Below are 25,831 nucleotides of genomic sequence, written 5' to 3' on the forward strand. Positions count from 1 at the left end.
GTTATGCGATTAAGTACGGTCTATTTAGCAAGCGTAGTATTCATAAGCGCTACATTCCTTCCATTTTCTACTGACGCTGCCGACTATGTTGTTTCCTCTCAAGAACAATATAAAAACGTCTCAAGTAACCTAGCGCCTGGCGACAATATCGTTTTGAAGTCTGGTGTTTGGCAAGACTTCGAAATAGTGCTAGAAGGAAAAGGCACGAGCGAGGCACCAATCACCTTAAAAGCAGAATCAAAAGGTGATGTACTATTAACGGGTAAATCAAACTTGAGGTTGGCAGGAGAGCACTTAGTGGTTTCTGGCTTAGTGTTTAAAAACGGGTATACGCCAAGTAGTGCTGTTATCGCATTTCGCAAGAACAAGGAAAGTTACGCCTATCACTCACGCGTAACCGATGTTGTTATTGACAACTTCAACAACCCAGACAAGCAAGAATCTGACTATTGGGTTGCTCTTTATGGTAAGCACAACCGCTTCGATCACAACCACCTAGAGGGTAAACGCAACAAAGGCGTGACGGTTGCTGTTCGTCTTGATTCAGAGGCAAGCCAAGAAAACTACCACACGATAGACCACAACTATTTTGGCTATCGTCCCACGTTCGGTTCAAATGGCGGTGAAACCCTTCGTATTGGAACGAGTCACTATTCTCTTACTAATTCCTATACGTTGGTAGAGAATAATATTTTCGAACAAACTAACGGTGAAGTAGAAATTATCTCTGTTAAATCTGGCAAAAATACGTTGCGCGGAAATGTATTTTTATCTGCCAGAGGCACACTGACGCTTCGCCATGGTAATGGCAACATTGTTGAAAATAACGTGTTTCTAGGAAACGATGTTGCGCACACCGGCGGCATTCGCGTTATCAACAAAAATCAGGTGATCAGAAATAATTACTTAGAAGGCCTTAAAGGCTATCGCTTTGGAAGTGGCTTCACCATTATGAATGGCGTCCCCAATTCACCAATTAACCGCTATCACCAAGTAGAAAACGCAACAATCTCAAACAATACGTTCATCAACGTTGACCACATTCATCTTGCTGCAGGTAGCGACGCAGAACGAAGTGCTACTCCTCAGTCATCTATTTTTAAAGACAATGTGGTATACAACCAAAACAACACACAGCCATTTTCTATTTTTGATGACGTTAGCGGTATTTCTTTTCGCAACAATGTGACCAATACAGATACTGCAAACACCATCGCAAGCGGCTTTGATAAGCAAAAGCTTTCACTAGAGAGAGCTGAAAATGGGCTTTTTTACTCAAAAGGAGCCGTTCAAGGTATTGATGCGTCTTTATCAGTTATCGACAAGGAAAGTGTAGGCACGTCCTACTATCCCAAAGCTGTCGCGTCTGATGATTTTGATACGGGTAATACCATCGCTGTTGAGGCTAGCGCAGATGCGTTAAAAAATGCCATAGCAACAGCACAAAATGGTGATGTATTAGTGCTAGCTGAAGGAGAGTTTGTCGTACCGTCTGTACTCTACATTGATGACGCTATAACGATAAAAGCCGAAAACTCGCATAAAACCACCTTGTATTTTGAGCGCACGGCGCTATTTGAGATTCGTGATGGGGGAAGCTTAAAACTAGAAGGCTTGGTTATTTCTGGTGCACAAAGCCCAGATTCCTCAGGTAATAGCGTGGTACGTACAAAAAAATGGGGAATGGTAAACAATTACCGATTCACACTAGCAAACACCATTGTGAAAGACCTTGATATTAACCATTCGTTCTCATTCTTTACCTCTGGAAAAGGGGCCTTTGCTGATGCGATAACCCTTTCTAATAATACCTTTACTTCGGTCTCAGGCGATATTCTGCGCCTAGATAAAGAGATTGAAGATTATGGTATTTATAACGCTGAATACGTAACGCTTAAGCAAAACACCTTTACTGATATAAAAGGTGGTGTACTTAAATTGTACCGAGGCGGTACTGATGAAAGTACATTTGGCCCGCACTTGCTTATGACCAATAACGTGCTAAATAATGTGGGTAACGGTAAGCGCAACAAAAAAGCGGCTAGCGTGTTCTTACATGGTGTTCAGGTTACTGATGTAGAAAGTAATGAGTTTATTCAATCAGCACCTCTTATCATTGACCACACGGTTGGTGAGCCTATTACTTCTGTAACCGATAATACATTTACGTCTACACCGACAATACAAATTCAAGAGCTTCATGCCGAAGGACCACATACCGCAATACTTAAAAATAATATTGTTGCGGGAAAGGAAGCGAGTAACCTATGAAAAAGTTAGCCATTATATCGTGCGCGACGGCGGTGCTGTTATTCGCCGCGTCATCGCTGTCGTTTCAGTCGCAGGCTGCCCACCCCAACTTAGTGATTACTGAAAGTGATGTGGTTGATATGAGAGCGGCCGTGAAGGAAGGAGGCCGCTTTTCAAATGCCTATCATGCACTTAAGGCGAATATCGACTTTTACATGACGCAGCCAAATGTTGTACCTGTGCCAAAAGATGGTGGCGGCGGTTACACCCACGAACGGCATAAGAAAAACTATCAGCTAATGTACAACGCAGGCGTGCTTTATCAAATCAGTCAAAATAAAGCTTATGCTAACTATGTTAAAGATTTACTGCTCGATTACGCTGCACTGTACCCTACGCTAGATGTGCACCCAAAACGAAAAGTGAAATCGCAAAATCCTGGCAAGCTGTTTTGGCAGAGCCTGAATGAAGCGGTTTGGCTAGTGAATACCATTCAAGCCTATGACTTGGTTTATATGGCGCTAAGTGATGGCGAGCGTGCAACCATAGAAAACAAGCTGTTAAAGCCCGTTGCGCTATTTCTGTCTGAAGGCCAGCCTTCTACGTTTAACAAAGTGCATAATCACGGCACGTGGGCTACTGCTGGTGTAGGTATGGCTGGCTATGTGATGGACGAACCAGAATGGGTAGAGAAGGCGTTATACGACCTTGAAAAGTCGGGTAAAGGCGGGTTCCTGCGTCAGCTTGATACACTGTTCTCACCTCAGGGCTACTACAACGAAGGCCCTTATTACCAGCGTTATGCACTCATGCCCTTTGTGACGTTCGCCAAAGCGATTGAGAACAATCAGCCTGAAAGAAATGTATTCGACTATCGTGATGGGGTTTTACTTAAAGCTATTGATACTACTATTCAGCTAAGCTACAACGGCCTATTTTTCCCCATAAACGACGCTATCAAAAGCAAGGGGATTGATACTATCGAACTGGTTTATGGTGTGGCGGCAGCGTATGGACGAACAGGTGATACAGACTATTTAGACATTGCTGATAAGCAAAACCAAATTGTATTAACTGGCGATGGCGTAAAGGTAGCAAAAGCCTTAGACGATGGCTTAACTACGCCTTATAAATTTCGCTCAGTGGCATTTGGCGATGGCAAAGATGGCGATGAAGGCGCTTTGATCGTCATGCGCAGCGAGACAAATGGTGATTCTGCAGTACTGTTTAAACCCGCTGCTCAAGGGTTAGGCCATGGCCATTTCGATAAGCTAACATGGCAGTTCTATGATGCAGGCGAAGAGATCGTATCTGATTATGGGGCAGCTCGCTTCTTAAATGTAGAAGCAAAGTTTGGTGGTCGTTATCTGCCGGAAAACAACAGCTATGCTAAACAAACCGTTGCGCATAACACGGTAGTGGTAGATGAAAAAAGTCATTTCGATGGCAACGTTAAGATTGGAAATCGCAATGCACCCACATTGAATTTCTTTGAAACGAATGCATTCGGCACGATAGCGAATGGAAAGATTGAGACTGCCTATGATGGCGTGGCACTAGAAAGAACGTTGGCGCTCATTGACCTTCCTAAAGTAGATAAAACGGTTGCGCTGGATATTTTCGACGTGACCTCATCAAGTGAGCATCAGTTCGACCTTCCGCTTCATTATAAAGGCCACTTAATTGATACTAACTTTCCGATGACGGCGAATACAACCTCGCTTCCAGCCCTAGGCAAGGACAACGGTTATCAGCACCTTTGGCTTAAGGCTAAGGGAACGGTTGAAGATACCTTATCAAGAGTGACCTGGCTAAACGACAACGGCCATTTTTACTCTCAAGTGAGTTTAGTGACTTCTCCAGAAACGTTTTTATTTACTCAGCTTGGTGCTGGCGACCCCAATTTTAACCTTCGAAACGAAAGTGGATTTATTCGCAGGGTAGAGGGGGCTTCGTCTCACCAGTTCGTGTCTGTGCTTGAGCCTCACGGAAGCTACAACCCAAGCAAAGAGTTTACCCTAAATGCATCAAGCTCAATTACTGCGCTTTCAATGGCTGAAGTGTCTGGGATTGTGCTGGTTACATTAACCGCTGCCGAGCATACGTTTCTGATTGCGATAGACAAACGAAGCGCCGCTGCAGATGAGTCAAATTCTTTCACTTTTAACAATACTTCATATTCTCTAGATGGCCGATTTGCCGTTTATGAGCTGTAACACGATTAGGAATAGTTATTATGAATAAGCAAAGCGAGCACTTTTTATTCGGCAATGAAACACCTATTGAAGACTTAGGTAATGGCCTTAAGCGCCAAATGCTAGGGTTCAACCACGAGCTGATGGCAGTTAAGGTGTTTTTTGATAAAGGTGCTGAGGGCTATACCCACAAACATCGTCACTCACAGGTGACTTATGTAGAGTCAGGTGAATTTCATTTCAGCATTGGCGGTGAGATGAAGATTCTCAAAGCGGGCGATAGCTGTTTGATTCCTCCTCATGTGGAGCACGGTGCAGTATGCCCAACAGGTGGTGTGTTAATTGATACATTTAGTCCTGCACGCGAAGACTTCGTAGGGGAATAGCCATGAAAGTAATCGGCTTACGCTGGTGGGTAATAGCACTTATCGCGCTTGCTACCATCATAAATTATATCGACCGTCAGGCGCTTAGCGTTTTATGGCCAGACATTGTTGAAGACTTATTCCCTGACAAAAATGCACTAGAGCGAAAGCAAATTTACGCCAACATTTCTATCGTATTTGTTTTTGCGTACGCCTTTGGTCAAGCCATTTTTGGCAAGGTGTTTGACTGGATAGGTACCCGATTAGGTTTTGTTTTATCTATTGGTGTGTGGTCTCTAGCGACTGTGCTACATGCTTTTGCACAAGGTGTACTCAGCTTTAGTTTCTTCCGCGCTATTCTTGGTGTTGCCGAAGCGGGTAACTGGCCAGGTGCTGCGAAAGGTAATGCTGAGTGGTTCCCTACCAAAGAGCGTGCATTAGCACAGGGTATTTTTAATTCAGGTGCCGCTATCGGTGGCATTATTGCTATTCCTGCTATAGCGCTACTCACTGTGTACTTTAATTGGCAAATGGTGTTTGTGATTGTAGGTGCAATTGGTTTCCTATGGCTGGTTCCATGGCTTATTTTGGTAAAGTCGCCGCCAGGTAGTCACCCTTGGATAACGGAAGAAGAAAAGCAGTATATTCTGACCGGCCAGCGCGCAGAAGATAAAGATGAGCACGGAAATGCGTGTGAAGAATACAATCCCTCTACCGCTGAGTTATTGGGCCATAAAGAAAGCTGGGGCGTTATTATTGCGTCAGCCGCTATCGACCCTATCTGGTGGTTATTTGTTTTCTGGATCCCTATTTATCTTAACGAAGTGTACGGCATGGACGTACAGTCTATAGGTCTTTACGGCTGGGTACCTTATGTGGGCGCCATGTTCGGCGCTTGGTTTGGTGGTCTGCTTGCGCAAAATAGACTGAAAGCAGGGTGGAACATCAACAAAACCAGAAAGCTCACTATCACGTTAGGCTGTCTTATCATGCTACCTGCGTTGCTGGCGATGGCAAATCCTGGCGCTCCCGTCATTGCGGTATTGATCATGGCCGTGATTTTGTTTGGATTCCAAACCGCAATCGGAAACGTTCAAACACTACCTAGCGATCTACTTGGAAGAAAAGCGGTGGGTACGTTATCTGGATTTTCTGGTATGGCCGCAAAGCTTGGTGCCGTGGGGCTCACATCGTTGGTGCCTTTCTTGACCGCTGATGGCAATTACACCCCTGCTTTTGTTATTGGTGCTTCTTTAGCCATTATTGCTATGGCTGCTGTGTGGTTCCTTATCCCTAAAGTTGAGCCATTGAAAAGGTTGAAATAACACTAGCAGTGCCCCGTTTAACAGCGGGGCAGGCAGCTGACCTTACAACGTAAATTGAGTGCAAATAATGAAAAAAATCTGCTTTATGGGCGAATGCATGGTTGAGCTGCGTCCGGTCGAGCCTCAAAAACTGAATCAGTCATTTGCTGGTGATGTTTATAACTCCGCGGTGTACTTAACGCGTTGTTTTGAAGGCGTTAGCGCATCCATGTTAACCGCTGTTGGAAGCGATAGACTGAGCAACGAGATGTTGACTCGATTCAAGCAAGATAAGCTTGATACTTCCTTTGTTTTTCAGCATGAAACTCGCTCCACGGGCCTTTACTTAATAGAAACTGACGAATCAGGTGAACGCAGTTTCACCTATTGGCGCAGTGAATCTGCCGCGAAACAAATAATGTCGTTTATCACACAAGCGCAAATAGATTCGCTTAGCGACCTAGACCAATTTGTATTTTCAGGAATATCCATAGCAATCATTGAAGCAAGCGATAGAGAAGCATTTTGGCAGTTTCTCAACACACTGAAATCGAAAGGGGTTCAAATTGTTTTTGACCCTAACTATCGCGCGCGGTTGTGGAAAAACGAGTCTGAGGCAGTGATGAACTTCGACCGTGCCTTTGAACTTTGTGACGTTACACTTGCTGGGGTAGAAGACTTAACGTCTCTTTATGGTGTCCATACTTCTGAAGAAGTACTTACGCTATGTCAAAAATATAATATCGATGAAATTATTGTAAAAGATGGGCCTTCCTCAGTTATTTCTTGGCGCAATAATGAATGCATAGAGCATGCTATCACCCCAGTGACTAATGTTGTTGATACCACATCAGCAGGTGATGCCTTTAATGGTGTGTATTTAGGCGCAAGGCTCTCGGACAACACCATCAGTGAAGCAATTTCACTTGCTGCTAAAGCGGCTGGGACAGTTATTCAACATCCAGGGGCTATTATCCCGAAGGGGCTGGTTGAGAAGGCCATTAGTTGAGCAGGCCATTAATAGAGAAGATTGTCGCAAGCTAGAAGGTAGCAGTCGATGATATCAACATGCCATCGATATGGACCCCTAGCGCTTTAAAAGAGACGAAAGAAAGCGCGAAAGAAATGACAACTAAACGCGCAATTACACAATAGACACTGCACTTATGAACTGAGCTCGGGGCTTTAGCCACGACAATATAATATGGAGATTTTCTTATGACCCGTTTTTCTGAATTAATGTCGGGACAGACTCTGCTACCCATTATCCAAGCTAATTCTTCTGAAGAAGGCGTAAACATTGCCAAAGCGATGGCTAAGGCCGGTCTTAACTTAGTAGAAGTGGTTCTTCGCACTGAGGCATCACTTGATGCACTGCGTGCTATCAAAAATGAAGTACCTTCACTGTGTGTTGGCGCAGGGACAGTGATTAATAAAGACATTTTGAAGAAGGCAATTGATGCTGGCTCTGACTTTATTGTTACACCCGCGGTGTCGAAAGGGCTTTTAGCTGACCTTTCGTCTTGCGGTTTGCCAGTGCTTCCAGGTGTGTCAAACACGGGCGATATTTTACTTGCCCTAGAAGCGGGCTTTGAAGAGCAAAAATTATTTCCAGCCTCACTTTCTGGTGGAGCGCCTTTTTTGAGTGCAGTGTCCTCGGTATTTAAATCAGTTTCTTTCTGTCCGACGGGGGGCGTAAACCAGAATAATCAATCTGACTATCTCTCCCTGCCAAATGTTTTCGCCGTAGGTGGTACATGGGTAGCCAAGAAAGAATGGGTTGCAGAAGGTAACTGGCAAGCGGTTACTGACGCGTGTCGAGAAGCAATAAAAGGCTAATTATTATGGATAGTATAAGGTCTACCATTAAACCCGGCGTGGCGCTTGGTGAAGAAGTGTCATCACTGTACGCCCATGCACGGCATAACGAGTATGCTTTTCCTGCCGTGAATGTGATTGGCACACAGTCCATTAACGCAACGCTAGAAGCTGCCAAAAGTGTTAATTCTCCCGTTATTATTCAGCTCTCACACGGTGGTGCACAGTTTTTTTGCGGCAAAGGTTTGTCACTACCGGCAGATGAAAAGGCTGTTATTGGCGCCGTTGCCGCTGCAAACTACGTACATCAGGTTGCTGAAAAATATGACGTAGCAGTGATGCTTCATACCGACCACGCAGCAAAAAAGTTACTCCCTTGGATTGATGGCCTTCTTGATGAAGGTGAGAAGCATTATGCACTAACGGGGAAGCCTTTATTTAGCTCGCACATGATAGACCTTTCAGAGGAATCCTTAGAAGAGAATATTGGAATTTGTGCTAAGTATCTCACTAGGATGTCAAAGATTGGGATGACCCTTGAAATAGAGCTTGGCTGCACAGGCGGCGAGGAAGATGGCGTGGACAACAGTGATATGGATAATGCCATGCTGTACACCCAGCCTGAGGATGTTGCCTATGCATACAATGAGTTAAGCAAAATCAGTGACAACTTTATCATTGCTGCTTCTTTTGGAAATGTACATGGTGTTTATAAACCCGGTAATGTGGTCCTGACCCCACAAATTCTGAAAGATTCTCAACAGTATGTTTCACAACAATTTTCGCTTGTGAAGAACAGCCTGAATTTTGTATTTCATGGTGGAAGTGGTTCAGAGCCAGAGAAGATAAAAGAGTCGTTGGGTTATGGCGTAGTGAAGATGAACATTGATACTGACACCCAATGGGCAACGTGGGAAGGTGTGCTTGATTACTACAACGATAAATCGGGTTATCTACAGGGGCAAATTGGTAACCCTGACGGTGAGGATAAGCCTAATAAGAAGTTTTATGACCCTCGAGTATGGTTGCGACATGCAGAAATAAACATGGCCAAAAGGCTTGAGCAGTGTTTCGCTGACTTAAATTGTATAGGGCGCTACAAATAATGCGTCGATTAATTCCTGTACTTAAAAAAGACGGTGTAGAAACGGACCTTATTATGCTTATTAGAACCGTGCTTGCAGCGTGTAAAGAAATTTCTTTTCGCGTATCACAGGGCGAACTTGCTGGCGTGTTAGGGTCATCCTTAAATGAGAATATTCAGGGTGAAGTGCAAAAGAAGCTCGATATTCTGTCTAATCAATTACTCAAAGACATATTGCTTGACGATGATGCGGTAAGAACCATTGCATCGGAAGAAGAGGATAGTGTTGTAAGCGGAAACCCAAACGGTAAGTACATTGTGGCATTCGATCCGTTAGATGGTAGTTCTAATGTGGATGTTAATGGGCAAATAGGCACTATTTTCACTATTTATGAGGCAAGAGATGATGTGCCTTGTGACAGTGAACAGCAATTCCTTCAGCCTGGTAACAAGCAAGTGTGTGCAGGGTATGTATTATATGGTCCTTCTTCGATGCTTGTAATGACCACGGGTGGGCCTACACGCTGCTACACATTAGATAATACCCACGGTGGATTTTTGCTTACTCGAGACGTTTTAGACGTACCCAAAAAAAGCAAAGAGTTTGCAGTAAATATGCTGAACTATCGATACTGGTCTGACTCAGTTAAACGCTTTTTTGACGATGTTCTCTATGCATCTGACAACTACGCAGGCAGCTCACTTCGGTGGAACGCTGCCATGGTTGGGGATATTCACAGAGTCTTATGTAGAGGCGGTGTTTTTTTATATCCCCAAGATACAAGGCCGGGCAACCAAAATGGAAAGTTAAGGCTGCTTTATGAAGCAAACCCGTTGGCCTTTTTGGTAGAGCAAGCCAAGGGAAGTGGAACGGCCAATGGCGAAAGAATATTAGATATTCAGCCACAGGGTATTCATCAACGTGTTCCAGTAGCGATGGGTTCTAGCGTGCCAGTATGTGCTTATAACTCGCAAACCTAATAGCTAACCAAATACGGTAGAAATAGAGGTGTAAATGCACGCTTCGGCCTTACCAAAATACGTTGTTAAGCATTAAGGATAAATGCTTTTGACCGTTTATTGTGCGATTGCTAAGTGAGTATTGAGCGTGTTGTTTGAATGCTCATGTTAGTAAAATACTGATTATTTCGTACTTTTGCGTTATTTAAGTAGGCTGAAATATGCACGAATTGAAATATTACCAATTGCGTGTATATTGGCGGAAAAAAATGGCATAGTATGCGTTTAAATGCGCACTACATGGATATGTTGGACACAACAGTTTAATAATATTTTCTTGGACATTTTAACTTAGAAAATAGGCAAACTTTAAAGTTATGTGTGATTTTCAAGTGAATGTAATCGTTGGTTACCTAGTCGACTAAGTCCAGCGAAGCAGTAAACGTGCTTAAGTATTTAGCAACAATTATTTTTAAAAGGTTCGACCATGAAAAACCGTCGCATGTTCTGGCAAATTGCCGAAAAAATTCAGTCGTTAATTGAATCTGGATTATACCCTCCTGGAAGTAGATTACCTCCGGAGCGAGAACTTGCGGAATCTTTTAATGTAAGTCGCCCAACCATTCGTGAAGCGATCATTGCACTTGAAGTTTTGCAGCTTGTCGAAGTGAAAACAAGCTCTGGTGTTTACGTGCTTGATAAGCCCCAAAATAACCATGATGCACCGGCAGAAAAAATAAGTGCTTTTGAGCTAACTCAAGCTCGCGCGTTGGTTGAAGGTGAGGCGGCAGCGTTAGCTGCACTGTCAATTTCCGATGAAGAACTTAAAGCACTGGCAGCAACCCTTGACGCCATGGAGTCGGGTATAGAGGCGGAAAAAGCCGACCGTGAATTCCATATCATTATTTCAAAAGCAACGCGTAACAAAGCCATTTTACTGGCAGTGAATAAATTTTGGTCGTTAAGAGATTCTCAGCCGCAGATTACACAGGCCTATAGCAATGTTTGCAGTCAGTCAGACAAAGACCGATTAGAAGAACACACTAAAATTTACCAGAGCCTAAAAGAGCGTAACTCACAAGCAGCCCGCGCTGCTATGCATGCGCATTTTAACAGGCTTATTAATGCATTGTTCGAAGCGAGCGAGGCACAGGCGCTAGAAGAGGTACGTAAAAAGACGAGTCAGACAAGAGACTTGTATTCGCTAAGTCATCTGCGCAACTAAATTAACACGCCCCCAACATGCGAAAATAAAAAAACCTACTATGCAGCGCCTCGCATAGTAGGTTTTAGACATCCCTTGTTAACTTCCCTTTCTAATAGCTACTCGCTGCCTGCGTAGTTGTCGTGGCTGTTTTTGATAGCGTAGAAAGTTACTTTCGCGCGCTCATCGGCGTTGCTTGAGTTATTAACGTGATAGACGCCGATCTTAAAATACATATATTGGTCTGCTTCGTCATAACGACTACCCGTCATATCGTACGTACTCACTACATCCGCTTTACCTTCTCGAGAGATGGTGACGAACAGGGTGTTGCCAAGCACTTCGATGGTGTAGCTGAAAGGCTCGTTAAGGGCTATGCCGTCACTGGGGTTACTCGCTGAACTACTTCTAGACCCAATCATTTCAATCCAGTCTTCACTCTTTTCTCGAGAGCCATCTGAGCTTGCACGCTTCTCGTGAGCATAATAAATAGCGCCTTTATCATTGTTAGGCAGCTTGCGGTAATACAGCCTTACGGGTTCGTCATCATTAGCATGTATTTGGCCAATGATCACTCTGCCAATCTGATAATCTTCACCGGTTGTACTTACTTCATTAACAGCAAGGGATACGTTAAGTTTACCGTTAACACCTCCAGCCGCTGCTTGAGCACTTTGCGGTGCGGAGCTAAATACCCAATTGTTTTTATTTACACCTTGAGTGCTAATACTCTTATTACCCCGTCTTAGCATTTCTCTAAGCTCAACCCTTACATAGCTGGTGTTTTGAGAGGTTTTAAAACCATAGGAAGGAGAGCGCATTACAATGCCTGCATCATCACTGGCATAGAAGTATTCTGAGTTGGTGTACCCGTCAGCTAATTCAGTTTCATAAATACTGTCTGATGTTCCTGAACCGTCCTCATCGGTAGGCACGCTCACATACCAATCGAGTAGTTCAATGCCTACTTCGTTAGGAAATACATCAACAATCTCTCCATCGCCTGCTTCGCAGTTAAATGCATCAACTTCTACTATTGCGGTTTCATCGTTTACTGAGTTTCCTGAACCCGTAATGCGAAGATAGTTCGCAGTTGTAACGTCTTCAAAGCTAATAAGTTCGAACCCCGAGTGTCTACCACTAGAGCTTTCATTGCTAAGTATTGTGCTCCAATCGTTTCCGTCTGACGAACCCTCAACAGAGAAGGTATATGTGCGTTCACTGCCTTTAAACCACTTAATTTGAAGGCTACCTACTTGTCGCTCTTGGCCAAAACCAAGGGTTAAGGATTCGTTACTAAAGTCACTTTGCCATCTTGACGTGCTAGCCGTATCGTCATCGACGGCGTTGTTTGCCCTGTAGGTATCGCTGGATGAACTATCATCTGCAGATACACTAATTGGTAGTGAGGTCGTGGAGCATGGTTGTTGTGCCGTTGGGGGCGGCGAAGGCACTTGCTCAGGCACCGAGTCGCTAACTGGCTGTGATTGAGAGCCTGAACCGCCACAGGCGGTAAGCGTCAAAAGTGAACACAATAGATATAAGCTACGCATGAAATATTGCTCTTATAATCGAGAAAAAATGAAGCGCAGAGAGAAGATAGGATTACCTTCATGTCTGCGCTATTTGCACTTACAAGATTGATGTATTTGCAAGACTGCTAGCACTTACAATGGTGTTAGTACTTAAATTCGACGCCAGCGAAAACACGTGGTCCATACACATTAATTTCTGCGAAGTTATCAGGCGAAGGACGATACTGTCTTTTCGGGTCGTCAAACAGATTGATAGCTTCGAGTCTGAATTTCCAGTTGCTGTTTAAGCGGTATGACAAACGAGCCTCGAAAATCTCGGTATCGTCTACATAGCGCACAGCGCCCGGTGTACTTAGGAATTGCTGGAAGTAATTACTACGATATTTGTAATTTACCGCCACATTAAAGTTCTCATACTCATAATAAAGCTGAGTGGAAAGTACGTGCTCAGAGAAACCAAATAGATTCGCCGGTGGAACAATACCGAAACGCTGCTCAAGTTCACCGGTGTTTGGATTTATTACAACAGAGGTACCAAAGCTTTCGTCTTCAAATTCAAAATTAGAATCTGCGTAGTTATAGCTTACTTTAAAGCCAAATCCATTTAACCAACTGTCCAAGTAAGCGAATGAATGAGTGGCAGTAAGCTCTAAGCCGTAAATTTGACTTGAGTCATCACTTGTTTGAGGAGTGGTGACGATGGTATCTACTGACTCGCCGTCAATTTCAAACGATTCAGTTTGTGACGTATTAGAGAAGCCACCATCGAAGGTTTTATAGTAAAGGCCAAATGCTAATACCGTGTCTTCATTAGGGTACCATTCGACTGCTGCATCAAGGTTCCATGACATAAAGGGGTCTAACAGTGGGTTACCAATAGCAACGGCGCGTCCTACCGCATCAGATAAGTTACCGGTTACTACTTCGTCATCTATTCCGGTAAAGCTTCGACCAAACCCTAAGTCAGATGGATCAGGGCGAGAGAGGCCTCGGTAAAGGCCAGCGCGAACGAGAATGTCATCACGCACATCAACAATAAGGTTTACACTTGGTAATAGTTCGGTATAGCTGCCGCCGCCTTCTACCTGTTCTAGGTCTCCTTCGACAGGACTGATCGCAGTAATAATACCGTCAAAGTCTCGCTCAGCTGTAAGCGGGCCGCGATATGAAATCGAACTTACATCAGTTTTAACCACACGAAGGCCAAAATTACCTCGTACACCATAATCACCAATAAAGGTGTCGTAGTCGGCTTGAAGATAGGCAGCAATTGTATCCTCTTCCATATCTACCGCGGCGATGTCACGGGCGTCTGCTTCATCATTGGTGGGCATAGAGTTCGCAATAGTACGGAAGTCACCGTTCTCTAAAGTGAGTGAACTAAGTAGATTCTCTGCCAAGCAAATGGGGTCAAATGTGGCAAAGGAATTCCCTGTACCGTTGGTTAACACATTCCCATTGCTATCGACATTGGTAAACAAAGGTGCGCCGCCGGTTTCATTGTCAAAAAAGCCTGACTCAGGAAATACCGTGTTGCGACAGGCTATGTTTGCCGCTGCAGCAGCCTCATTACTGAACGTTAATTCTGTTCTGTTGTTTGTGCCGCTTCCACCAGGAACACTTGCATATTCGAGTTTAGAGACGCGTAATCCGCCTTTTAAGCCCACAATAAATTCAGAGTCTGGAATATAGTCAAAGTCTAACCGGGCTGCAGTTACGTCGTTGAAACGAGACTGATTTAAATCTAGTCGAGTTCTTGCTTGGTCTGCAAAGGCTGCGTGATAATTTACGTCGAAGTTTTGTAACGTCCAAGTTGGAACCAAAGAACCATTATTGAAGATTTGCGCAGCGGTAAGCACTTCACCGTTGCTGTCGGCACCTTCGACATTGTTTTGATAAATATCTCTGTTTTCAGACTGAAGCCTTGTTTGAATAATGGTTTCTACACGTTCTGTTTGCGAAGCAGCATAATCAAACATGACTTTCAATCTATCGCTGACAGTGTATTTTACGTTGATACCCCCGCCGTTATATTTTTCGCCGCGTTCAGCATACTGACTGTTCGTTTCAATATTTTGAAGTGCAGTAAATTGACGAAGCGCACCGCTTTGAGTAGCCACTAAGTTAAACGGAAGACGTTCAGACTCTGGCACGTTAAAGCCGTCAAGATGGTTTGCTTCTGCAAAAACCAGATCGTTACGAATTTCACTGAAATCGCGGTTTGAATACTGGTAGTCAGCGTTTATTTCAATCTTGTCGTTAGGTTGCCATTGTATGGCACCAAATACTGACTCTCGGGTGTCGTCTGTAATGTTTTGTCTAAAGGAGTTTTGAGAACGTGAGAATACAAAAGGCGTGTTGACGTCAGGGGCATTGCCACTTTCGTCGGCTACAAGGTCGAGTGCGCCGCCACCATCTTCACAATCAAATCGCGCTTGGTTAATTCCACCATCGAACCCTGGCGCAATGCGACAAGCGTTCCACGACGTGCCAGTACGCGCCTCTTGCTCGGGGTTGCTTTTAGTATCTCTTTGCAAACCAATTGAGAAGCCAAAATCCCCCAGCGAGTCGGTTTCTATTTGATCGACAAAACTTGTGGTAATTCGATGCCCAAATTCATCTTCCGGCTCATCTAAGTCATAGTTGTCAGGGTTGAAGTTTCCTTTATAAGACAACTGAAAACGGCGCTTGCCGTAATCTAACGGTCTAATAGTATCGAGGTGTATTTGTCCAGATACACCGCCTTCAATCAATTCAGCAGATTGGGTTTTATAAATAGCGACTTTGTTAAACAACTCTGATGGAAACTGAGAAAAGTTTACGGAACGGTCGCCACTGCCGTTAGCAGCTTCACGGCCGTTCATTACGGTGCTGCCTAAATAGGGCCCAAGACCTCGAATTGAAATCTCTGTTGCACCGCCTTGCTCCCTGTGTGATGAGGCGCCGGTAAGGGTTTCTAATGCTTCACCAATCGACAATGCAGGAAGGTCGCCAATATCATCTGCCGAAATACCGTCAACAATTTCGGTAGACTCTCGCTTAATTGAAATGGAACTTTGAATAGTTTGGCGAATGCCTCGGACTTCAATAACTTCGGTTTCTTCTGCAGACTCATTTTCAGTTTCTTGCGAATAGGCAAAAAAGGGAGCTAGTGTCATTGGTGCGAAAATTACACCAGCGACAAGCGAAGGGCGGTAAGTTTTACGTATCGCTTGCAGTACGTGGCTTATTTTCGTTTCTTGTTTTAATTCAGTGTGCATAAACGTGATGTCCATTAAAGTTTCAACTACCCAATGTATAAGTGAGGCGTTCCTTGTGAATCCATGCTGTCCGTATATCAGGGTAAGCGCAATATTGCTGTTTCTTGTTACCAAAATTTATATTAATTGTTACCAATCCTATCCGCTTGTTTACATATTGGCAATATTATTTGGTAAAATTTTGGTTTTTATTTAGTCATATTTTTCGATTTTCGGTGTATCTCTTTGCTGACCATATTTATTTTTGATGCTCGCTTGTTTGAGTGACAGGTGGTGTACTCTCACTCAGCGTTAGCTTTGAAAAGCTGACTCTCGCATAGTCTCCATTGGCTTCATCTTCTTCCCAATTTCCAGTACCTAAGCATGCTGGGTACCAAAACCCCGCCTTTTCGCTGGTACTGCATTGGTTGTATGCACCCGCTTTGAAGTAGTTCCAGTCAAGTGTGTAGCCATAGGGGTGATCGAACTTGTCAAGCTCGCCATAGGCATTAACTGCATTCGCTAAGTTAATTTCATACTTCACCGTATCGTGCCCTTCAGCCTCGAAAGTCAAGTACATGATGTCTTCATGGACATTTACCGTATAAGAGATTTCATCACCTAATGCGATGCCATCAATGCCAGGGTTGGCAGGCTCTTTCCATGTGTTTCCCCAAACGGGATAGGCAATGTCAGTTCTATTTTTATCGTCTTTTGGAAGGTTGCGCTCATAGGTCCAAAACACCGAGCCTGTTTCGTGATCTGGCCATTTCTTATAATAGATTTTTAGCGGCTCATTGCCCCAACCGAACCCCTGTACTTTCTTATCCCACTTAGTGGCGTGGATCTGACCAATTACCACAGAGAATGCTGGGGGTCTGTCAGGGTACTTGGCTCTTTTTGCAACGTGCTCTATTTTCAGCGTGGCCTCCATTTTTCCACCAATACTGGCAAATCGTTTTGCGATAGGGTTACTTGCCACCGTAAAACTGTTTTTCGGAGATTGCGTTTTTATGCGGCGGTCATCACCTTTGAGCATCTGACGAAGTTCACTGCGTGTATTTGTCGAGTTTTTGGTAGTGAGTGCCTTGTTAGGCGCCGTAAAGACCATGTTGCCTTCATCATCAAGGTAGAAAAAGTTAGGGTGTTGAAAGCCCTGTAGGTCTTCCACAGAAATATTATCAACCTTTCCATCGTTATTATCATCCACAGGAAGCGTGATGTACCACTGGGAAAGATCAAATCGTTCCGAAGGTGCCTCGACAGCTCCCCCCTGACTTGAAAAAAAGACAAAACCTGAGAGGAGTAACGTGGAAAATTTTTTAGGTCGTATTTGCATAACGAAGTCTTCACATGTTGTTCACTTTGTTTCGCATGTTAACAAACCAAATAAAATTACCAATAAATATTTTTTGACAAACCAATTTTTAAAATCATAACGGTAAAAAAGCTTATTCGATTAAGGTCTTGAAACACAACGGTTGTAAGCTCGGCCAGTGCGGTAATGTTAAACGCAAAAATTATTTTTGTGATGCACTGATTCATATCGCCTATGGACCTAATTGTTAATTTTTTGTATTTAATTATGGAATATGGTGTGGGATTGTGATTACATACCAATCAACAAATTGGTAATAATTTAGGCTTTTGTTGGTAAGGTTTTGTTTTTCGGCCTTCACAATGGTCAAGCATGGGTTTTAAAAAGGAAACAGGTGAACCGTGATGAAAATAAAGAGTGTGTTTACATTGAGTATGTTGAGCTTGACGCTTTACGGGTGCGGTGGTTCAGATGCGCCTGGAAATCAGCCAGGCTCGGTAACGCTTTCAGGGAATGCTATTGCTGGAGAAACCCTTAGTGCCAGTGTGGAAGACCCAGACGGCTTTGATGCAAGCGGTGTATCTTACCAGTGGCTTGCCAATGGAATCCCTTTATCAGATCAAACAAGTTCAACATTCCTACTGACCAGTGCACAGCGTGGAGCAACAATCCGCGTATCAGTGACTTATGTAGATAATGGTGGAACTCGCGAGGGCGCGACATCAAACGAAACGACCGAAGTGCTTGCTAATGAAGCCGGCGTTATTATTGTTTCTGGCGCCACCACTGTTGGTTCGGTGTTAACTGCCGAAGTGACCGACGGCAACGGTTTGCCTGAAGCTGTCACGTATTCTTGGTCAGCCTCTGGTGTGGTAATTGAGGGTGAGACAGCGCAGACTATCGAGTTAGGCGACGAAACGGAAGGGGAAACGATTACTGCGACAGCAAGCTATACTGACTTAGAAGGATTTGATGAAAGTGTGACGTCTGCGCCAACTGACGTGATCGCGCCTGTTGGGACCAATACTCCAGCAGAGTTTAGCGGTTTAACCGCTACGGTAAGTAATGATGTAACTGCGCCGCTAACCGGGTCTGTATCAGTATCGGATGTCGATGAAGGGGAAGCCGCTATTGTTGCACAAACTGATACCACAATCAGTTACGGTACTTTTTCTATTACAGAGTCTGGCGACTGGTCTTATAACCTAAATACCGAAGATCCTACTGTTGCTGGTTTAGCTAATGCTTCTGAGTCTGTCGAGGACAGTGCGGTATTAGAATCTGCAGATGGAACGGTTGCTACGCTAGTTATCACTATTATTGGCGTTAACCCTGCGAGTGGAAACAACCAGGCTGCTGTTATTAGAGATTTAACTGATGACGATACGGGAGAACTTCGTTTCTCGCTGCCCGAAGCACAAGCGTCTGGCCGAATTGAAGCAAGCTTTACCAGAACGGATGACGATCTTGGCAGTACTGATGCATTTATAAGCCTATTTAACTCGGGCAATAACAATGCGGGTTCTATCATCGATTTGCGCATTCGCGATGACCAATTTGCAACGCGCTACCCTGAAAGATCGTTTGATGGTGTAGCGGTTACGCCAGGAACGTTACAAGATATTGTAATCACGTGGGCTTACCCCGACGGCAACACCGCGGCGGGACAATTACCAGTGGTGACTGTTGAAATAGACGGAGAAGCGGCAGTTGATCCGTTCACTCCTGATGGAAGCAATCCTGAAGGCGGTGTGACAACAATTTCATTCCGTTTTGGTAGTAATTCTTTGGTGCTTCCAGAAACAGGCCAATTTACCATTAACGAATTTGCTGTATATAGCGACGTAAATGGCGATACCCTTGTATTTGAAGATGACTTCTCTACTTACAGCGCAGGCTTTAATCTTGATTCAGAAGTAAGCGACACGTCGCCATATGCGACCAATACAGAAGATGCACTGGTTGAAGAATACGGTGCAGCCTCTGCTGACGGTAATCAGTATGCGCGTGTTATTGATACTGACGACAGCGATACTGGAGAGTTAAGATTTGCACTGCCAGAAGCTCAAGCTCAAGGCAAGTTAGACCTTCGCTTTACGCGTACTGACGACGACGAAGGAAGCACTGATGCCTTTATTAGCCTGTTCAACTCAGGTAACAATAACGCTGGCTCAATCATGGATTTACGAGTAAGAGATGATTCGTTCGGCTTACGCTACCCTAGTATGGATATCGAGGGCGCGGTAGTAACACCAGGTGAATTCCAAACGTTAAGTGTGACGTGGGCTTATCCAGACGGCAACACGGCGGCAGGGCAATTACCTACCATAACGTTAGAAATTGACGGCGAAGCAGTGATGGACCCGTTTGAGCCAACTGGCAGCAACCCTGAGGGCGGTGTGACCACTATCTCTTTGCGATTTGGTAGCAACAGCACGGTACTCACTCAAGATGCTATGTTCTGGTTGGACGACCTAATCATCTATTCAGACACGGCAGGAACGAATATTGTTTTCCAAGATGATTTCCAAAGCTATGCAGACGGTGAAGACTTAGACCCAGACAACAACGAAAGCTCTGTTTATGCGGGTAATACCTCAGAAGCAGTGGTTGCCACTGAGCAATAGAAACCTGTTGAGTAGTCAATACGCTTACATTGAAATGGCACTGTTTGCTTAGGTGCCATAGCATTACAACAATGCCCGATACGCAAAACGTATTGGGCATTTTTTTGAGGTAAAAAAAAGCGCACCTTATTCAGTGCGCTTTTGTGTTTTTAAAGCGAGTTAAAGGCGATTCATAAGAGAATCGCGTTCACTTTATTGGCCTTTGATTTCAGAAAGGCCATTATAGGTTGCTGCACTACCAAGCGCTTCTTCAATACGTAGAAGTTGGTTGTACTTAGCTACACGGTCAGAACGGCATAGAGAGCCAGTTTTGATTTGACCTGCAGCAGTACCTACCGCTAAATCAGCAATTGTCGCGTCTTCAGTTTCGCCAGAACGGTGAGAGATAACAGCGGTGAAGCCTGCATCTTTCGCCATTTTAATTGCATTAAGCGTTTCTGTAAGTGAGCCAATCTGGTTGAACTTAATAAGGATTGAGTTACCAATGCCGTTATCGATGCCGCGCTTAAGAATTTTGGTGTTCGTTACGAATAAGTCATCACCAACAAGCTGTACCTTGTCGCCAATCTTCTTCGTTAAGCTTGCCCAGCCGTCCCAGTCACTCTCGTCTAGGCCATCTTCAATAGATACGATTGGGTACTGTGCCGAAAGGTCGGCTAAGTAGTCGCCAAACGCTTCTGAGTCGAAGCTTTTATCTTCACCAGACAACACATATTTACCGTCTTTGTAGAACTCAGACGCTGCACAGTCTAGTGCAAGCGTAATGTCTTCATTCATTTTGTAACCCGCGTCTTCAACGGCTTGTACGATAACGGCAAGCGCTTCAGCATTCGAGCTAAGGTTTGGTGCAAAACCACCCTCATCACCTACTGCAGTATTAAGGCCTTTCGCTGAAAGTACTTTTTTAAGCGCGTGGAAGATTTCAGCGCCCATACGCAATGCTTCTTTAAAGCTTTTCGCGCCTACTGGCTGAACCATGAATTCTTGAATATCAACATTGTTGTCTGCGTGCTCACCACCGTTGATGATGTTCATCATAGGCACAGGCATTGAATATTGACCAGACGTACCATTTAAGTCAGCGATATGCTCATAAAGTGCTACGCCTTTTTCTAGCGCAGCAGCCTTTGCTACAGCAAGAGACACAGCAAGAATAGCGTTGGCGCCAAGTGTTTCTTTGTTTTCAGTGCCGTCTAGGTCAATCATAAGGTGATCGATATCAGACTGTGCTAGTGCGTCTTTGCCTAAAAGCGCTGGAGCAATGACGTCGTTAATAGCCGCTACTGCTTTAGTTACACCTTTACCAAGGTAACGAGACTTGTCGCCGTCGCGTAGTTCTAGTGCTTCGCGGCTACCAGTAGATGCGCCAGAAGGGGCAGCAGCGCGGCCCATTACGCCAGACTCTAAATAAACGTCTGCTTCTACAGTTGGATTACCGCGTGAATCTAAGATTTCACGTCCGATTATGCGACTAATTTTCGCCATGTTATTTCCTCAACAATTGATGTGGGAACGCAACGGGAAAGCGTTCCCTTTATTAGAAACTAGTGATTCTCTTTTTGGTATTTGCCTGCAGCTTCAACAAAACCCGTAAACAATGGATGTCCATCGCGAGGTGTTGAAGTGAATTCAGGGTGGAACTGACCTGCGATAAACCAAGGATGGTCAGGTATTTCGATAACTTCTACAAGTCGTTTGTCAGTGGACAAACCACTCACCTTAAGGCCTGCCGCTTCAATTTGATCGCGTAAGTTATTATTTACTTCATACCGGTGACGATGGCGCTCGTAAATTTCGACGTTGCCATACATCTCATGCACTTTCGTACCCTCAATGAGGTGGCAAAGCTGGCTACCTAATCGCATTGTACCGCCAAGATCTGATGACTCTGTTCGTGTTTCGGTAGTGCCTGCTGCATCTAGCCATTCCGTAATAAGACCTACCACAGGGTAGGCAGTATCAGCGTCGAACTCGGTGCTGTTGGCTTTTTCCATGCCTGCAACATTTCGCGCAAATTCGATAAGCGCTACCTGCATGCCAAGGCATATACCTAAATAAGGGACTTTATTTTCACGGGCGTAGCGAGCAGCTGCAATCTTGCCCTCAATTCCGCGTTCTCCAAAACCACCTGGTACTAAGATAGCGTCCAGTTTTTCTAGAATTTGCGTACCTTTACTTTCAACATCTTGCGAGTCGATATGATGGATATTTACCGTTAAGCGGTTTTTAAGGCCTGCATGCTTCAATGCCTCATTTACCGACTTATAGGCATCTGCCAATTCGACATACTTACCAACCATACCAATGTTCACTTCGGCCGTTGGGTTTGATTCTGCGTAAAGCACTTGTTCCCACTCAACCAAATCAGCTTCTGGGCAATCAAACCCGAAGCGGTCGACGACAAGTTGGTCCATTCCTTGTGCTTTAAGGGCAGCCGGAATGCGATAAATGCTATCTACGTCTTTTAGTGAAATAACCGCTTTCTCATTTACGTTAGTAAATAGCGCAATTTTCGACCGCTCGCTGCTTGGAAGTGCACCAACTGAACGACATACTAAAATATCGGGTTGAATACCGATTGAGCGAAGCTCTTTAACGGAGTGTTGCGTTGGCTTCGTTTTTACTTCGCCTGACGCTGGCATGTAAGGCACTAACGTAAGATGCATAAACATTGCACGTTCACGACCTACCTCTGTACCTAGTTGGCGAATGGCTTCTAGGAAAGGTTGTGATTCTATATCGCCTACTGTCCCGCCTATTTCTACTATGGCGACATCGTGGCCTTCCGCACCATCAATCACTCTACGTTTGATTTCGTTCGTGATGTGGGGAATAACCTGAATAGTCGCGCCTAAATAGTCACCGCGGCGTTCGCGTTTTAAAACTTCTTCATACACACGACCTGTTGTAAAGTTGTTGCGTTTGGTCATGCGGGTACGAATGAAACGTTCGTAGTGACCTAAATCGAGGTCAGTCTCTGCGCCATCATCGGTTACGAATACTTCACCGTGTTGGATAGGGCTCATCGTGCCCGGGTCGACGTTAATATAAGGGTCGAGTTTTAACATGGTAACGGTGAGACCGCGAGCTTCCAGAATTGCGGCAAGCGATGCTGCTGCAATACCTTTACCAAGCGATGAAACTACACCACCGGTGACGAAAATATAATTTGTCATGCGAAACCTAGAACGTTTGGGTTGTATGATAAATATAGGCTGGAATCAGAACAAAACCATCTACACTTTGGACGGGGCAATAGTATACGCAAATTCATGTGAGCAGACAATCTGTTTGCTCACATGATATACAAAATCTAGTGCCCTATTTTTAACATGCTGGCTTTTTCGCCGATGCTTGCCGTTAAGACTGACTTAATCGTTTTAATGTATAGAGAAGGTCATGCGCCTGACGCGGAGATAGTTCATCAGGGGCAAGATTTTCGATAGCTTCTACAACGGGGTGCGGTTTATCGGGAAAGTGCAATTCAGCTTGCCCGATAACGCGTTTATCGTCGTCATCCTTTTTCGTATTTCGTTTAGTTTCATCTTGCGTAATAACGTGAGAGGCTTCTAGTAATGCTAGCTTTTGCTGGGCTGCTACGATCACCGCTTTGGGTACGCCGGCTAATTGTGCAACTTGTAAACCAAAACTTTTACTCGCCGCCCCTTCCGATACGGTATGCATAAACCGAATAGTGTCCTCAAACTCCACCGCATCAAGATGCACATTAACTACGCCTTCTTGCATATCGGGCAATTCGGTAAGTTCAAAGTAGTGCGTAGCAAATAGCGTGTAAGCGTTAAGGTGTTTTGCCAAGTAACTTGCGCACGCCCACGCAAGAGACAACCCATCGTAAGTGCTCGTTCCACGACCAATCTCGTCCATTAATACCAACGAGTGTTCAGTTGCATTATTTAAAATGTTCGCGGTTTCAGTCATTTCTACCATGAACGTTGAACGGCCTGATGCTAAATCGTCCGACGCGCCGATACGAGTAAATATTCTATCTACTTTACCTATGTGTGCCTGTTGTGCGGGCACATAACTCCCTATGTAAGCCAATAACGTAATAAGCGCCGTCTGTCGCATGTAGGTTGACTTACCGCCCATGTTTGGCCCGGTGATAATCAGCATTCTACGTGCATTATCGAGCGTTACAGGGTTGGCAATGAAAGGCGTTTTCATCACGCTCTCAACCACAGGATGACGACCTTCTTGGTAAGTCAATTCACATTTGCTACTTAGCACGGGCCGATGCCAGTCAAGCGATGTTGCACGTTCGGCAAAACAGCAAAGTACATCAAGTTTAGCGAGCGCTGCTGCGCTGTCGATTAAGGCGTTCAAGTAGTCGGCAAAATCATCAAATAAGGCTTCATATAATTGCTTTTCTAACGCGAGTGCTGCGCCTTGGCTGCTTAGGACTTTATCTTCGTGCTCTTTTAGTTCAGGTGTTATGTAGCGCTCAGTGTTTTTGAGTGTTTGTCTGCGTATGTAGTCGGCTGGAGCATTGGCACTGTTCGCTCGGCTGATTTCGATAAAAAAGCCATGTACTCGGTTATAGCCGACTTTCAGCGTTGCAATGCCGGTACGCTCTCGCTCTCTTTGCTCCATGGCGTCAAGATAGTCAGTAGCACCTTGTGACAACTTGCGTAATTCATCAAGTTCATCGCTATATCCTTCAGCAATTACGCCACCGTCGCGAATAATGACAGGTGGGTTGTCAATAATGGCTTTATTGAGCAAAGCTTGTAAGGTCGGATAAGTCCCTATTGTTTTTGCCACACGCTGGACTTGTTCAGAGTCATAACGAATAAGAGCATCTTGTAAATCGGGTAGCGTATTAAATGCGTTTTTTAAGCGAGCAAAGTCACGCGGCCGGGCAGAGCGTAGTGCGAGACGAGCCATAATTCGCTCGATATCACCGATATGTTTTAGCGCTGAACGGATATCATCGGGCGCGTCGTTAATAAAACCGTCCACCGCGTCTAAACGGCTATCGAGTTCATGTTGATCGGTAATAGGGGAATGAATAATACGTTGAAGCATACGGCTACCCATTGCCGTGGTCGTGGTATCCATAACGCTAAATAGCGTGTTTTCCTGGCTACCTGATAGGTTGTGCGTTAGTTCCAAGTTGCGCCTTGTTGCTGCATCTAATTGCACGCGACTGTCTTGTTGCTCGGTCTGAATACGGCGGATATGTGGTAGGGCAGTGCGTTGCGTGTCTTTAACATATTGAAGCACGCATCCTGCTGCGCCTAGTCCTTTCGTAATGCCAGTAATGCCGAACCCATCGAGCGTTGTTGTCTCAAATTGTGCATTTAATTGCTCTATTGCAGTATCGGTATCAAATTCCCACTCAGGACGACGACGTAGTCCTTTTCGGCTCTCAATCAATTCAAGACTTTCAAACCCCTCGGGATGAAGAATTTCTGCCGGGTTTATTCGTTGAAGCTCGGCCAACAAACTTTCGTCGCTGTCGCATTCAGCGACGACAAACCGTCCGCTTGCGACATCTAACGTGGCGAGCCCATAATGCATACTGTGACCACATACCGCGGCTAAAATATTGTCTCTGCGCTCTTCCAATAAGGCTTCGTCGGTTACTGTTCCTGGCGTGATGATTCGCTTAACTTGACGCTCGACAGGCCCCTTACTGGTTGCCGGGTCGCCCACTTGTTCACAAATTGCGACTGATTCGCCCATTCTGACTAAGCGAGACAAGTACCCTTCAACGGCGTGATACGGAACGCCTGCCATGGGAATAGGATCGCCGCCAGATTTACCGCGTGCAGTGAGAGATATATCGAGAAGTTCCGCGGCTTTTTTTGCGTCATCAAAGAACAGTTCATAGAAATCGCCCATACGATAAAACAGTAAAATAGAAGGGTGCTGCGCCTTTATACTCAAGTACTGACGCATCATGGGAGTA

Annotated in this window: 16 protein-coding genes; 10 read left to right on the plus strand and 6 right to left on the minus strand. The window is 44.8% G+C overall.

Annotated elements, in window-relative coordinates:
• Window positions 1-3 precede the first annotated feature (3 nt).
• The 9 genes from ACOJRU_RS04005 (at window position 4) to ACOJRU_RS04045 (ending at window position 11,201) form a co-directional block, all read left to right on the plus strand.
• Window positions 4-2,271, plus strand: a complete 2,268-nt coding sequence (locus ACOJRU_RS04005; protein WP_421133761.1) for a polysaccharide lyase 6 family protein — start codon at window positions 4-6, stop codon at window positions 2,269-2,271.
• Window positions 2,268-4,466 (plus strand): heparinase II/III domain-containing protein, encoded by a 2,199-nt coding sequence (locus ACOJRU_RS04010; RefSeq protein WP_421133762.1) that lies wholly within the window; start codon window positions 2,268-2,270, stop codon window positions 4,464-4,466. The genes ACOJRU_RS04005 and ACOJRU_RS04010 overlap by 4 nt, the downstream gene beginning before the upstream one ends.
• 20 nt (window positions 4,467-4,486) lie before the next feature.
• The gene (locus ACOJRU_RS04015; RefSeq protein WP_349377974.1) at window positions 4,487-4,831 is read left to right on the plus strand and encodes a cupin domain-containing protein; all 345 of its coding nucleotides are present in this window, start codon (window positions 4,487-4,489) and stop codon (window positions 4,829-4,831) included.
• 2 nt (window positions 4,832-4,833) lie between these two features.
• Complete coding sequence (locus ACOJRU_RS04020; RefSeq protein ID WP_421133763.1) at window positions 4,834-6,135, plus strand: MFS transporter; 1,302 nt, start codon at window positions 4,834-4,836, stop codon at window positions 6,133-6,135.
• 67 nt (window positions 6,136-6,202) lie between these two features.
• On the plus strand, window positions 6,203-7,123 hold the full coding sequence (locus ACOJRU_RS04025) for a sugar kinase (protein ID WP_421133764.1): 921 nt from the start codon (window positions 6,203-6,205) through the stop codon (window positions 7,121-7,123).
• Between the two features lie 209 nt (window positions 7,124-7,332).
• Entirely contained in the window at window positions 7,333-7,953 is a 621-nt protein-coding gene (eda, locus tag ACOJRU_RS04030; RefSeq protein ID WP_421133765.1) for a bifunctional 4-hydroxy-2-oxoglutarate aldolase/2-dehydro-3-deoxy-phosphogluconate aldolase, read from the plus strand.
• Window positions 7,954-7,958: 5 nt separating this feature from the next.
• Window positions 7,959-9,038 (plus strand): class II fructose-bisphosphate aldolase, encoded by a 1,080-nt coding sequence (fbaA, locus tag ACOJRU_RS04035; protein WP_421133766.1) that lies wholly within the window; start codon window positions 7,959-7,961, stop codon window positions 9,036-9,038.
• Window positions 9,038-9,997, plus strand: coding sequence for a class 1 fructose-bisphosphatase (locus tag ACOJRU_RS04040; RefSeq protein ID WP_421133767.1), 960 nt, complete (start codon window positions 9,038-9,040; stop codon window positions 9,995-9,997). The genes fbaA and ACOJRU_RS04040 overlap by 1 nt, the downstream gene beginning before the upstream one ends.
• Window positions 9,998-10,463: 466 nt before the next feature.
• Window positions 10,464-11,201: a FadR/GntR family transcriptional regulator gene (locus ACOJRU_RS04045; protein WP_421133768.1), complete on the plus strand. Its 738-nt coding sequence runs from the start codon at window positions 10,464-10,466 to the stop codon at window positions 11,199-11,201.
• Window positions 11,202-11,299: 98 nt separating this feature from the next.
• On the opposite strand, the gene ACOJRU_RS04050 is transcribed toward ACOJRU_RS04045, so the two are convergent.
• The 3 genes from ACOJRU_RS04050 to ACOJRU_RS04060 all read right to left on the minus strand — a co-directional run bounded on the left by ACOJRU_RS04050 (window position 11,300) and on the right by ACOJRU_RS04060 (window position 17,293).
• Window positions 11,300-12,733, minus strand: coding sequence for a polysaccharide lyase family 7 protein (locus tag ACOJRU_RS04050; protein ID WP_421133769.1), 1,434 nt, complete (start codon window positions 12,731-12,733; stop codon window positions 11,300-11,302).
• Window positions 12,734-12,858: 125 nt separating this feature from the next.
• Complete coding sequence (locus ACOJRU_RS04055; protein ID WP_421133770.1) at window positions 12,859-15,975, minus strand: TonB-dependent receptor; 3,117 nt, start codon at window positions 15,973-15,975, stop codon at window positions 12,859-12,861.
• 238 nt (window positions 15,976-16,213) lie between these two features.
• The gene (locus tag ACOJRU_RS04060) at window positions 16,214-17,293 is read right to left on the minus strand and encodes a polysaccharide lyase family 7 protein (protein WP_421133771.1); all 1,080 of its coding nucleotides are present in this window, start codon (window positions 17,291-17,293) and stop codon (window positions 16,214-16,216) included.
• 383 nt (window positions 17,294-17,676) lie between these two features.
• On the opposite strand from ACOJRU_RS04060, the gene ACOJRU_RS04065 reads away from it, so the two are divergent.
• Complete coding sequence (locus tag ACOJRU_RS04065) at window positions 17,677-19,899, plus strand: VCBS domain-containing protein (RefSeq protein ID WP_421133772.1); 2,223 nt, start codon at window positions 17,677-17,679, stop codon at window positions 19,897-19,899.
• Window positions 19,900-20,091: 192 nt separating this feature from the next.
• Here ACOJRU_RS04065 and eno read toward each other — a convergent pair whose 3' ends face one another.
• The 3 genes from eno to mutS form a co-directional block, all read right to left on the minus strand.
• Complete coding sequence (gene eno, locus ACOJRU_RS04070) at window positions 20,092-21,384, minus strand: phosphopyruvate hydratase (RefSeq protein ID WP_421133773.1); 1,293 nt, start codon at window positions 21,382-21,384, stop codon at window positions 20,092-20,094.
• 59 nt (window positions 21,385-21,443) lie between these two features.
• Window positions 21,444-23,075 (minus strand): CTP synthase, encoded by a 1,632-nt coding sequence (locus tag ACOJRU_RS04075; protein WP_421133774.1) that lies wholly within the window; start codon window positions 23,073-23,075, stop codon window positions 21,444-21,446.
• 184 nt (window positions 23,076-23,259) lie between these two features.
• Complete coding sequence (gene mutS / locus ACOJRU_RS04080) at window positions 23,260-25,824, minus strand: DNA mismatch repair protein MutS (protein WP_421134715.1); 2,565 nt, start codon at window positions 25,822-25,824, stop codon at window positions 23,260-23,262.
• Window positions 25,825-25,831 lie beyond the last annotated feature (7 nt).

Source organism: Alteromonas algae, assembly GCF_049117195.1.
GTDB lineage: Bacteria > Pseudomonadota > Gammaproteobacteria > Enterobacterales > Alteromonadaceae > Alteromonas.